This window comes from Paraburkholderia sp. BR10872, from assembly GCF_040965835.1.
In the GTDB taxonomy this organism is placed as follows: Bacteria; Pseudomonadota; Gammaproteobacteria; order Burkholderiales; family Burkholderiaceae; genus Paraburkholderia; species Paraburkholderia nodosa_A.
In genome coordinates this window covers 1-12,309 of record NZ_JBFRCN010000105.1, presented here as the reverse complement: position 1 = coordinate 12,309, position 12,309 = coordinate 1, and the positions used below count along the sequence as shown (strand labels likewise).

The window sequence follows — 12,309 nt, the reverse complement described above, 5'->3', positions numbered from 1 at the left end:
GGGCCGCGGGCTGCGCGAGCCAGGTGGGATACCAGAACGAGCGGATCTCGCGCTTTGCCTGGTAGCGCGAGCCCGCGCCACCGTCGAAGCCGTCATACGACGGGGCCTGCAGAAACAGCGTTTTCATGCGATGAGTGCTCCGGGTACCCGTACTGTGCCGGGTGATGATTGGGGTGACAATTCGGTAAAAAAGCGCGCTAGCGCGGTATCAAAGCGACGCCTCAGCGAGCGTCCGATCCTTCGACGGCAGGCCGCCGCGTGCTCGCGGGCCTGGCCATGGCGGAAGGCGCTGCGGCCTCGGGATTGGCGACGCTCACGCGCACGCCGCGCCAGATCACGTGCGAGCCGAACGCGGCGGAAAGCCACTGCAGCGCCAGCAGCACGTCGCGCAGCGGCACGAGCGGCAAATCGCGCCAGAACCCTCGCCAGCTTCCGCTCGCTCGCGCGTGCAGTATCAAACGCGCAATGATACCCGCCATCGTGGCCGTGGCGAGTCCGGCCAGCGCCGCGCGCGTCGTCGCGCACGCGCCGATGCCCGCGCCGGCCGCGAGCAGGCCGTAGAACAGCGCGCCCAGCACGAGCCACGGCGTGGGAAACGTGATGAACAGCGAAGCGAAGCCCGCCGGATTCACCGAGCGGATGGTGCGCAGCCAGCGCGTCTCGCGCAGCCAGAGCGAGCCGAAGGTCGGCTCGATCACGTCGGTGGCGACCACGACGGGCGCCAGCACCGTGGCGAGGCCGTGATCGCGCGCATAGCGGGCGAGCAGATAGTCGTCGGCGAGGCAGTCCTTGAGCGCGGCGAAACCGCCGATGCGCTCCAGCGTCGCACGGGAAAGCGCGAGCGTCGCGCCAAAACCGAACGCGCGCGAGCCCGTGGAATGCGCCACGCGCACCGAAGGCGCGAACCACTCGTTGATGAAGAGCGCGCCCACGCGGGGCCAGAAACCGCCGATGCTGCGGGCGCTGTAGAGACAGGTCACGACGCCCACGTCCGGGTCGGCGAGCGGCGCGGTGACGATCTCCAGATAGTCGGGCTCGACGGCGATATCGCTGTCGGCCACGACGATCGCGTCGTAGCGCGCGCGCGCCGCCAGATTGATGAGGTTGCTCACCTTGAGATTACTGCCGTGCACACGCGGGTCGATCACGAGTTCGATGTCGTGGCCGGGATACGCCGCCTGCAACCGGCGCACCACGGCAATGGCCGGGTCCGCCGGCGACGACACGCCGAACAGCAACTGAAAACGCGGATGCCGCTGCTCGCAGAAGGTCGCGAGATTCTCGTAGAGGCGTGGCTCGGCGCCGCACAAGGGCTTGAGCACGCTCACAGGCTGCGGTTGCGCCCGGCGCGCACGACGCGCGGCTTCGCGCACGAGCGCGGCCGAACCGAGGCGCGGCATCGTCAGCGCGGCAACGAGGCCGTAGAAAGCGGCCACGCCGCACAGCACGACCACGACCCAGACGAGCACGGGCCAGGCCGCCGGGATGGCGAAAACCTGCGCCACCGTCATGACGCGCCGCCTTGCCGGGTCACGTGGGCCAAGCCGCGCTCGCCGCGGGCTGCGCGCAAGGGGAGAAGCTCCTGCGGTGCCCCGACCGGAATTCGCGTTTCACCACGTACCATTTCCCTGCCCTGAAAATCCAGAAATAAGCCGCGCATCTTAGCCGCATTACGTATTTGAAGCGGGAAACCAGACAATGGATGCCGGTTTGCAGGATGCGAGGCAATTGAACAAACAACGAAGGGAGATAAACCATCGTATGAAACATTGGACATGGTCGATCCCCGATTCGACGCCGAAAATTGTATCAGCAAGCTCCGTCAGTTGCTTCCGACGGACGCGGGAAAATGCGTTGCCAAAGTTGTAAAAGCGTAACTATTTCAGCGATTAAACGGCTGCCTTCCAGCGCTTTTCCGACCCGAAAAAATTCGGTAAGCATCTAGAAATGGTTCTTTAATAATTCTGAATTGAAAGCGCGGCTTTTGCATTGAAACAGGAGTAGTTCTCGTTAATATTCAAATTGACTGGGCGTAAAGGCAATCAGCCATTTCTGAACCCACGCCGCCTGCATGGGTTCCCGAAGGCCGCCAGCACGAACGAAAGTGGTTTGGCACAATGGCCGCACCTTGCGACTGCCTTGCGGCCTCGCGTCGGGCACCCGGCGCACAGCACGCGCGTCGCGCCCCTCATACAGGCCCCACGCTAGCCCATGACCCTCTTCTCCGTACTCGACCTCTCGCCCATCCCGGCAGGCTCCCATGCCGGCGCCGCGCTGCACAACACCCTCGATCTCGCCCGGCACGCCGAGCGCCTCGGCTACCACCGCTTCTGGCTGGCCGAACATCACAACATGACGGGTATCGCCAGCGCGGCGACTTCGGTGGTGATCGGCTACGTGGCGGGCGGCACGCAGACCATCCGCGTGGGCTCGGGCGGGATCATGCTGCCAAACCACGCGCCGCTCGTGATTGCCGAGCAGTTCGGCACGCTCGAAGCGCTCTACCCCGGCCGCATCGACCTCGGCCTCGGGCGCGCGCCCGGCACCGACCAGACCACGGCGCGCGCGCTGCGCCGCGACCTGCAGGGCAGCGCCGACAGCTTCCCCGACGACGTGGCCGAACTGCAGCGCTATTTCGCGGCGCCCGTCGAAGGCCAGCGCGTACGCGCGGTGCCCGGCGCGGGTTTGAACGTGCCGCTCTACATCCTCGGCTCGAGCCTCTATGGCGCCCAGCTCGCGGCGGCCATGGGTCTGCCGTTCGCGTTCGCCTCGCACTTCGCGCCCGACCATCTGCTCACGGCACTGCGTCTGTACCGCTCGCAGTTCCGTCCGTCGGCGGTGCTCGCGAGGCCCCATGCGATGGTCGGCGTGAACGTGTTCGGCGCGCCCACCAACGAAGAAGCGCGCTTTCTCTTCACCTCGCTGCAACAGCAGTTCGTGAATCTGCGGCGCGGTACGCCGGGGCAGTTGCCGCCGCCGGTCGAGCAGATCGCGGCAAACGAGTTCGAACTCGCCGGCGTGTCGCACTCGCTCGCCTGCTCCGTGGTGGGCGACCAGGAAACCGTGCGTGCGGGCCTCGCCTCGGTGATCGAGCAGACCGGCGCGGACGAGCTCATCGTCACCGCGCAGATCTACGACCACGCGGCGCGTCTGCGTTCGTTCGAGATGGCGGCGCAGGCGCGCGATGAATTGAAGGAAGCCGCCGCGGGACGGTAACCGCGCCCGCGTGCGAACGCCCCCTTAGTGCGAGGCGTTCAATGCGTCGAGGCCTTTGAGCAGCGCGGCATGAAACGCCCGCGGATCCTGCATCTGCGGCGCGTGCCCGAGATCGGCGAATTCCACCAGCGTCGCGTGGGGAATGGCGCGCTGCGCGGCTTTGGCCAGCACCGGATAGTGCCCGAGCTGCGCGCGCACCTCGGGCGGCGCGAGATCCTTGCCGATGGCGGTCGTGTCCTTGTCGCCGATGAGCAGGAGCGTCGGCACCTGCAACTGCCCGAACTCATAGATCACCGGCTGCGTGTAGATCATGTCGTAGAGCAGCGCTGAGTCCCACGCCACCTGCGTCTTGCCCGGCCCGCGATACATGCCCGCCAGCATCTGCACCCACGGCTCGTAGGCCGGCCGCCACTGGCCCGCGTAATAGGTGGCCTGCTCGTAGCGGCGAATACCGTCAGCGCTCGTCTTGAGCTCGCGCGCGTACCAGTCGTCGACCGAAATCGACGGCACGCCCTTGGCCTTCCAGTCTTCCAGCCCGATCGGGTTCACGAGCACGAGCTGCTCCGTTTCGCCCGGATACATGAGCGCGTAGCGCACCGCCAGCATGCCGCCCGTCGAATGGCCGACGATCGTCGCATCGTGCACGCCGAGCGCCGCGAGCAGCGCATGCGTGTTGCGCGCGAGCTGCTGAAAGCTGAACTGATACGAGGCGGGCTTGCTCGATTTGCAAAAGCCGATCTGGTCCGGCGCGATCACGCGGTAGCCCGTGGCGTGCAACTCGCGGATGGTGGCGTCCCACGTCGCCGAGCAAAAGTTCTTGCCATGCAGCAGGACCACGGTGCGTCCGTTCGGTTTCGCGGGCTGCACGTCCATGTACGCCATGTGCAGCGTCTGCCCCTGCGAAACGAACGCAAAGTCATGCACGGGATGCGGATACTCGAAGCCCTGCAGCTCGGCACCATACGCGGGGCCGTCGGGCGTCTCGATCGCGGCTTGCGGTGACGACGCCGACGACGGCGCGGCATCGCTCGCCTCAGGGTCGGCAGCGAGGGCGACGTGACAGAGCGCGGCCGCACTCAGCGCGGCAACGAAGGGAGCGAAGGCAGCAAAGCGGGCAAGCGTGTGGTTCAGGATGGCTCTCATCGACGGGAGATCGGGCGAAAGGTCGGACAGAAGAACAGGACGGCGAGATGGCGCCGGTACAGCCAGCGATTCTAGCGGCCCCGCCCCGCTCATGCCGGCTTTCTCGTCCAGCGCGTCTGTAGGGCATGCGGTTTGCTGCTCATCAGCGCCTCGCACGACTGCGGCGCGCATCTCCGGCACCGGGCACCGGCAATTCGCGCTACGCTGCATTCGGTGCTAGAACAGTCAATACAGGACGCACGAGACGTCCGCGACGCGAGAGACGCACGCGTGTTGCACCGCGAGACGCGCCGCATCAGGGACGCGACAAGCACGCGAAAGAAGGACCGCACCGGCCCGGGCACGACGAGGCGGGCCGCGGCGGCCGTACCGGGGGGCACAACAAGGAGACGACCATGGAAACCCCGGCAAGCCTCAACGATCTGCAACGCACCACCCTCGCCATCGTGCTCGCTGGCGGCCGCGGCACGCGCCTCGGGCCGCTCACCAACAAGCGCGTGAAGCCGGCCGTGTACTTCGGCGGCAAGTACCGCATCATCGATTTCGCCCTCTCGAACTGCCTGAATTCGGGCATCCGCCGCATTGCGGTCGTCACGCAGTACAAGGCGCACTCGCTCCTGCGCCATCTGCAACGCGGGTGGGGCTTCCTGCGCGGCGAATTCAACGAGTTCCTCGATCTGTGGCCCGCGCAGCAGCGTGTGGAAGGCGCGCACTGGTATCGGGGCACCGCCGACGCCGTCTACCAGAACATCGACATCATTCGTTCGATCAGGCCGAAATACGTGGTGGTGCTGGCCGGCGACCACATCTACAAGATGGACTACACGCGCATGATCGCCGACCATGCCGCAAGCGGCGCCGACTGCACGGTGGGCTGCATCGAAGTGCCGCGCATGGAAGCGCGCGCGTTCGGCGTGATGGCCGTGGATGAGTCGCGCCGCGTGACCGGCTTCGTCGAAAAGCCCGAGGATCCGCCCGCCATGCCAGGCCGCCCCGACATCGCGCTCGCGAGCATGGGCATCTATGTGTTCGACACGAACTATCTCGTCAAACTGCTCGAAGAGAACATCGCGCGCTCGGCCACCGACCACGACTTCGGCAAGGACATCATTCCGCGCGTGGTGAGCGACGGCCATGCGATCGCACATCCGTTCAGCATGTCCTGCGTGTCGTCGGACCCGGCCGCCGAACCCTACTGGCGCGACGTGGGCACGGTCGACGCCTACTGGTCCGCCAACCTCGACCTCGCCTCGACCATCCCCGCGCTCGATCTCTACGACCGCAACTGGCCGATCTGGACCTACCAGGAACAGTTGCCGCCCGCCAAGTTCGTGCGCGACCTCAACGGCCTGCAGGGCTCGGGCACCAACCTGATCGTGTGTGGCGGCAGTGTGATCTCGGGTTCGCAGATCTCGCGCTCGGTGCTCTCGTCGAATGTCGTCGTGCAGTCGTTCTGCAACATTGCCGAGGCAGTCTTGTTGCCACAGGTGACGGTGGGCACGAGTTGCCGGCTGCGCAAGGTCGTCGTGGACCGCGGCTGCACGGTTCCCAACGGCACCGTGATCGGCGAAGACGCTGCGAGCGACGCCGAGCGGTTTTATCGCACCGAGAGCGGCGTCGTGCTGGTCACGAGCGAGGCGCTGGCGAAACTGCCTGGCTAGTCCATGCGCCCCGCGAAGCCGATCCGCGAGACCGGCTTCGCTCACGGGCGCGCCAATCCGCAAACAACCCGCAAGCAACCCGAGCACCGAGAGGACTGACTCCCGATGACCATTCGCGTCCTGCACGTAGCCAGCGAGCTGTATCCGCTCCTGAAGACCGGCGGCCTCGCCGACGTTACCGCCGCCCTGCCCGCCGCGCTGATCGAACAAGGCGCCGACGCCCGCCTGCTTCTGCCGGGCTTCGCCCCCGTGGCGGCCGGCCTCGAGGACCTGCGCCCCGTCGCGCGCCTTACGCGCACGTTCGGCGCGCCCGAGGCGACGCTCGAACTCGGGCGTCTGCCCGGCAGCGAGCTGGCCGTCTACATGATCCGCGCCGATGCGTTCTACGCGCGCCCCGGCAACCCCTACCTCGACGCCGAGCACGTGCCCTACGGCGACAACGCGCAACGTTTCGCGCTGCTCGGCTGGACCGCCGCGCAACTCGCGCTGCACCTCGATGCCGACTGGGCGCCCGCGATCGTGCAGGCGCACGACTGGCATGCGGGACTCGCGCCGGCCTACCTGCGCGCGGCGGCGCGCGAGCGCGGCACGAGCTTGGCGCCCGGCGGCGCGCGCTCGATCTTCACGATTCACAACCTCGCGTATCAGGGCATCTTCCCCGCGCAGCAGTTCGACACGCTCGGCCTGCCGCGCGACTTCTTCGACATGCATGGCGTGGAGTTCTACGGCCAGCTTTCATTTCTGAAAGCCGGCCTCTATTTCGCCGACAAGATCACGACCGTGAGCCCGACCTACGCACGCGAGATTCAGACGGTCGCCCAGGGCGGCGGCCTCGAGGCGCTGCTGCGCGGACGCACGCACGACCTCGTCGGCATTCTCAATGGCGTGGACTACGCCGTCTGGAATCCGTCGAGCGACGCGGCCATCGCCACGCGCTATTCGGCCACACGCCAGAGCGGCAAGATGCGCTGCAAGGCGGCGCTGCAGACGCGCATGAAGCTCGCGCAGAAGCACGACGCCCCGGTGTTCGGCGTGGTGAGCCGGCTCACCGAGCAAAAGGGCCTCGACCTGCTGCTCGCGGCGCTGCCCGAGATCGTCGCGCGCGGCGGGCAGCTCGTCGTGCTCGGCACCGGCGACCCTAGCCTCGAACAGGGCTATACGCGCGCCGCGCACCAGCATCCCGAATCGGTGGCCGTGGAGCTGGGCTTCGACGAGACGCTCGCGCACGAGATCGTCGCGGGCGCCGACGTGATGATGGTCCCCTCGCGCTTCGAGCCGTGCGGGCTCACGCAGCTCTATGCGCTCGCTTATGGCGCGCTGCCGCTCGTGCACCGTGTGGGCGGACTCGCCGATACGGTGGTCGATGCCTCGCTGGAGAATCTCGCCGATGGTCTCGCCACCGGCTTCGTGTTCGAGCGCTTCGAGCCCGACGCGCTCACGGCCGCGATCCGCCGCGCCTTCGCGCTCTACGGGCGCAGCCGCGACTGGCGCGAGACGCGCTCGCGTGCAATGCAGCAGGACTTCGGCTGGGCCGCGTCGGCGCAACGCTACATGGCGCTCTATCGCGAGCTGGCCGGTCAACACGTCGTGGCCTAGCGCCCGCCCGGACGCATTGCAGCCGCTGGCAGCGAGCACGCGCGCAACACCGCGCCCACGCATCCATCGACTGGGCGCAGCGAATTCGGTTATCGTTGCTGCACCTGCGCAAAGGCGCGCTGCTCGAAGCGCCGCAAGCGATAACGAAATCTGGACCGGCCATGAAAAACGTTTTGAGCATCCAGTCGCACGTCGTGTTCGGTCACGCGGGCAACAGCGCCGCGGTGTTTCCCATGCGCCGCCTGGGCGTCAATGTCTGGCCGCTCAACACGGTGCAGTTCTCGAATCACACGCAATACGGCCACTGGACCGGCGCCGCCATCGGCTCGGACGAGGTCGTGGATCTCGTCGAAGGCATCGGCGCGATCGGCGTGCTGCCGCGCTGCGATGCGGTGCTCTCTGGCTACCTCGGCGCCCCCGAGCAGGCCCAGGCCGTGATCGACGTGGTGCGCGCCGTCAAGGCCGCCAACCCGCAGGCGCGCTACTTTTGCGACCCGGTGATGGGCACGCTCAACGCCGAGAACGGCTGCCGCGTCGAGCCCGGCATTCAGGAGTTCCTCGTGCGCAACATGCCCGAGGTCGCCGACGCGATGATCCCCAATCACATCGAGCTGCAACGACTCGTGGGCCGCGAGATCGAGACCGCGGAAGAAGGTGTGCTCGCGTGCCGCGAACTGCTGCGCCGCGGCCCGAAGCTGGTCCTCGTGAAGCATCTGCTCGACCGCAACAGCCCTGCCGACCGCTTCAACATGCTCGTCGTGACCGAGCATGAAGCATGGCTCGGCCAGCGCCCGCTCTACCCGTTCGCGCGCCAGCCGGTGGGCGTGGGCGACGTGACGAGCGCGGTGTTCGTCGCGCGCCTGATGCTCGGCGACTCGCTGCGCCGCGCGTTCGAACACACGCTCGCGGCCGTGAACGCCGTAGTGAAGGCGACTTACGACGCAGGCCGTTACGAGCTGGAGATCGTCGCGGCGCAAGACCAGATCGCGCGCCCGCGCGAATGGTTCGACGCCTGGGCGGTGGAAGCCGCCTAAACTGAAGCGGTGCGCGCGCGGCCTATAATGCCGTCCGCATGACTCGCGGCGGCCAGACACAGTGCACGGCCGCGGCGCCCACCGTCTTTAGAGAATGACCGATGTCCGATTCAATCCGTAGCGAGCAGGAAGAGTATTTCGAGCAGCTTTGCCTTGCCGTCGACGCCGGCGAGACCCACGAGCAGGAAGCCATCGAATACTTCGAGGAACACAGCCACGAAAGCGGTTTCGACGCCGCCGTGTGGCTCGACATCGCGCTTTACCATGCACCCGACGTCGCGCGCGGCATCATCGACTTCGTCGACGAGAGCGAGCGCGAACGCAGCGACATCGCCCAGACCGTTGCCGACACGCTCGACATCTCGTACGGCGACGACGAATGCGCACGCTTCGAAGCGACGATTCGCTTCGCGCTCGCCAATGGCATTCCCGTCGATCTCGACGTGGTGCTCGACGGCTGCAACCGCGCGCTCGACGACCTCGAAGCATGGGCGAGCGCCGACACCATGGCGCCGCTCGTGCGCCTGCGCGACGCGCTCTTCGAACTGCAAAGGGGCGAGTAGCCCGAGCGCGCGGCACGGCGTGAGCGGCTGACCTGGCAGCCTGATATATTGCTCGCCATCCGCCGCCTCGCGAAGGCGCGCGCCCGGCCGGCGCACATGGGGAGCTGGCTGAGACCCCCACGAGACACCCCACCCACGCGCGCAGCCGTCGCACAGCCCGTTCCGGCAAGCCGCAGTCGCAAACAGCAAGACGCAAGACCCGAACACGAGACGCCCCGTCTACGCGCCACGCCGGCGCGCGGCGCGGCGTACCCGGACAAAACGCACACAAGAACACCGCGCCGCTGTCGCGCAAGGAGTCACCATGAGTCTCGCTGCCGCGCCTGCAACCGCTGGCGCCTGCGCATTCGCCACGCCCTACCGGGCGTGCCGCAGGCTTGCGGCTGGGCTCCTGATCGGCGCGCTGGCCACCATCGGCACGCTCGGCGCGAGCCGCAGCGCTCTGGCCGCCGGCCCGCTCGACGTGCGCATCGGCTTCGTCTCGCCGCTCTCGGGCGACTCCGCCGACTACGGCCGCGATCTGCAAAACGGCGTGCAGCTCGCCCTCGACGAGGCGAACGCGCAAAACCTCAAGATCGGCGAGCAGGCGGCGCACTTCGAACTCGTGCCCATCGACGATCGCAGCGACCCACGCCTCGGCGTGCAGGCCGCCGCGACGCTGGCGAATCAGGGAGTGAACGCCGTGGTCGGCCACTTCAACTCGGGCTCGGCCATTCCGGCCTCGCGCATCTACGAGAGCGCGGGCATCCCGATGATCAGCCCCGCGGCCACCAATCCCGTCATCACGTCGCAAGGCTTCGCGAACACCTTCATGGTGATTGCAAACGACGCGCAGAACGCCGGCATCGCAGGCGCCTGGGCCGTGGACGTGATGAAGGCCAAACGCGTGGCCATCATCGACGATCGCACCGCCTTCGGTCAGGGCGAAGCCGACATGTTCGAGCGCGCGGTGCGCGAGCATGGCGGCAACGTGGTCGCGCGCGAGTTCGCGCAAAGCATCGCGAGCGACTTCGGCCCGCAGCTCGCGAAAATCAAGGCCGCCGATGCCGACCTGCTCTACTTCGGCGGCCTCGCGCACCAGGGCGCGGCGCTCGCGAAGCAGATGAAGGCGCGCAGCATGAACGCGCAGTTCGTGGGCGGCGGCGGCGTGGCGAACGCCGACTTCACCCAGGCCGCGGGCGCAGCAGCCGAAGGCGCGATGGCCTGGGAGTACGGCCGCCCGCTCGCGCAACTGCCGGAGGGCCCGCGTTTCGAGCAAGCCTATAAAGCCCGCTTCGGCGCTAACGTGCTCGCCTACGCGCCGTTCGGCTACGACGCGGCGTGGGCCGCGATCCACGCGATGGTCAACGCGAAATCGGCGCAACCCGAGGTCTACCGCAGCGCGCTCAAGACGCTCGCCTTCGACGGCGTGACGGGCCGCATTGCCTTCGAGCCAGACGGCTCGCTCAAGAACGGCGCCTCCACGCTCTGGCAGGTGAAGAAAGGCGTGTGGGTGCCCGTGACGACGCGCGGCGGCTGAGCGCCGCTCACGGTTGCTGCGGCGCGCTCGCCGCCCGCACGACGATCTGCGCGTGCGTGTCGCGCTCGATGCGCAAGAGCGCGTCGCGCATCTGCGCGAATTCGTCGGCCGTGCACATCTGGTGACCAAAACGCGCCGCTAGCCGCCGCTCGATCTGCAGCGTGCGCGAGCGCGCGTCGAACACGTAATGCGACGTGTAGTCGAGAAACGCGTCACTCGCTTGCGTGTCTTGCGGCACATCGGTCACGCGCGCGAACGCGGGCAGCACGATCTGCGCGCTCTCCGTGAATTCCCCGCCGATGCACGCCCACGGCTGCGTGCGGCGCGGCTGCGCGAGCCAGCTGTCGATCTGCGTGGCAATGCCACCCGTGAAGCTGCTCGTGGCGGGGATTGCCGTCGTGCCGTCGCGCCAGACCACATGATCGAGTGTGCCTTCCATCGTCACCGAAAACGGTCCGTCGGTTGCCTCGGTCGGGGCCGTACTGACGTGCGCGGTGCCGGCGAGTCCGGTGAGCCGCAGGCGCTGTGCCGCGAGTTGCTGCGCCTGCGCGTGCGTGGCGCGGCGAAACGAGTTGCGCTCGGGCTCCGCGCCCGCGCCTTCGTCTTCCACGTAGTAGCTGTAGGCGGCGTCGCCGGTCGCGCCCACCTCGAGCGACAAGCGCGCCGTGCGCTCGCGCCGCCCGGTCGCGGGCGTACGCGAAAGCACGCCGTCGTCGACGAGCAGCACGGGCCGGTCCATCACGCCTGGCGGCAAATAACCGAACGCGTAGCCGCCCGAAGAGGTATCCGCATACACGCCGAGGTCGGGCAGCCACGCAATCGCATGGTTGATCGCGTGCGCGCCATAGCCCGGCACGTCGGGCAGCGTATAGACGGGGCCGAGATCGAGCAGCACCGGCTCGGCGCGTATGCCCACCGCCGCGAGCAACGCGCTGAAGAGTGCGACGTGGTCCTTGCAGTCGCCGTAGCGGTTGTGCAGGATGTCGGTCGCGCGATGCGGCACGGCCGCGGTCTCGCCAAGAAAGAGCGCGACATAGCGGATATTGAAGCGCATCCAGTCGTAAATGCGGCGCGCCTTCTCGCGCGGGTCGCTCACGCCCGCCGTGAGCGCCTGCGCAAGCGACGCGATGGCCGGATCGGTCCCGGTGGGATCGGCGGCGGCTTCGCGATAACGCGCGGCGAACGCGGCGAAGTCGGGCATTGTCGACACCATCAGCCGGTCGCCCCAGTTCACGTAGGCGACCGCCCCAGCTTCGAGCGGCGGATAGGGGCCGTGCCGGTAGTCGAACGCGTAGCGGGTGCGGCCGTTCGCCGTCTCGGGGGCGAGCGCCGCGTAGCCACGCGCGTCGGCGTGGAGCGGCACGCTGGCGGGCAAATCGAAGATGAGGCGCTGAAACTCGACCGGTTCGCCCGTCGGCTCGACGAAGTACGAGAACGAGCCCGCGTCGAGCGCCTTCGCGCGGCGTTTGGCGAAACGCAGATGCACGCGCGACCCGACCTGGACGCCCGGAAAGATCACCGTGCGCAGCACGCCGTCCTCGAACGTGGGCGCGCCCGCCGAGCGCGGCTCCTGCACG

General features: G+C 67.8%; 10 protein-coding genes. 6 read left to right on the top strand and 4 right to left on the bottom strand.

Features of this window, described 5'->3' with window-relative positions:
- Positions 1-221 precede the first annotated feature (221 nt).
- Entirely contained in the window at positions 222-1,511 is a 1,290-nt protein-coding gene (gene hpnI / locus AB4Y43_RS39660; RefSeq protein WP_342945567.1) for a bacteriohopanetetrol glucosamine biosynthesis glycosyltransferase HpnI, read from the bottom strand.
- On the bottom strand, positions 1,508-1,777 hold the full coding sequence (locus tag AB4Y43_RS39655; RefSeq protein ID WP_342945566.1) for a hypothetical protein: 270 nt from the start codon (positions 1,775-1,777) through the stop codon (positions 1,508-1,510). Before AB4Y43_RS39655 ends, hpnI begins: the two co-directional genes overlap by 4 nt.
- A 434-nt stretch (positions 1,778-2,211) precedes the next feature.
- Between AB4Y43_RS39655 and AB4Y43_RS39650 the strand changes: the two genes are divergently transcribed.
- The gene (locus tag AB4Y43_RS39650) at positions 2,212-3,216 is read left to right on the top strand and encodes an LLM class flavin-dependent oxidoreductase (protein WP_368730230.1); all 1,005 of its coding nucleotides are present in this window, start codon (positions 2,212-2,214) and stop codon (positions 3,214-3,216) included.
- Positions 3,217-3,240: 24 nt separating this feature from the next.
- On the opposite strand, the gene AB4Y43_RS39645 is transcribed toward AB4Y43_RS39650, so the two are convergent.
- The gene (locus AB4Y43_RS39645) at positions 3,241-4,359 is read right to left on the bottom strand and encodes an alpha/beta fold hydrolase (RefSeq protein ID WP_368730229.1); all 1,119 of its coding nucleotides are present in this window, start codon (positions 4,357-4,359) and stop codon (positions 3,241-3,243) included.
- Between the two features lie 395 nt (positions 4,360-4,754).
- On the opposite strand from AB4Y43_RS39645, the gene glgC reads away from it, so the two are divergent.
- The 5 genes from glgC (at position 4,755) to AB4Y43_RS39620 (ending at position 10,732) form a co-directional block, all read left to right on the top strand.
- Complete coding sequence (gene glgC, locus AB4Y43_RS39640) at positions 4,755-6,020, top strand: glucose-1-phosphate adenylyltransferase (protein ID WP_069269342.1); 1,266 nt, start codon at positions 4,755-4,757, stop codon at positions 6,018-6,020.
- Positions 6,021-6,125: 105 nt separating this feature from the next.
- Complete coding sequence (gene glgA, locus AB4Y43_RS39635) at positions 6,126-7,616, top strand: glycogen synthase GlgA (protein WP_368616115.1); 1,491 nt, start codon at positions 6,126-6,128, stop codon at positions 7,614-7,616.
- A gap of 161 nt (positions 7,617-7,777) precedes the next feature.
- The gene (pdxY, locus tag AB4Y43_RS39630; RefSeq protein ID WP_069269349.1) at positions 7,778-8,650 is read left to right on the top strand and encodes a pyridoxal kinase PdxY; all 873 of its coding nucleotides are present in this window, start codon (positions 7,778-7,780) and stop codon (positions 8,648-8,650) included.
- A 101-nt stretch (positions 8,651-8,751) separates the two neighbouring features.
- Positions 8,752-9,213 carry a hypothetical protein gene (locus AB4Y43_RS39625; protein ID WP_368730228.1) on the top strand — a complete coding sequence of 154 codons (462 nt, stop codon included), beginning with the start codon at positions 8,752-8,754 and terminating at the stop codon, positions 9,211-9,213.
- A 304-nt stretch (positions 9,214-9,517) separates the two neighbouring features.
- Positions 9,518-10,732 (top strand): branched-chain amino acid ABC transporter substrate-binding protein, encoded by a 1,215-nt coding sequence (locus AB4Y43_RS39620; RefSeq protein WP_368730227.1) that lies wholly within the window; start codon positions 9,518-9,520, stop codon positions 10,730-10,732.
- A gap of 7 nt (positions 10,733-10,739) precedes the next feature.
- On the opposite strand, the gene AB4Y43_RS39615 is transcribed toward AB4Y43_RS39620, so the two are convergent.
- Positions 10,740-12,309 (bottom strand): DUF3857 domain-containing protein (locus AB4Y43_RS39615; RefSeq protein WP_368730226.1); only part of this gene is annotated, 1,570 nt, incomplete at its 5' end.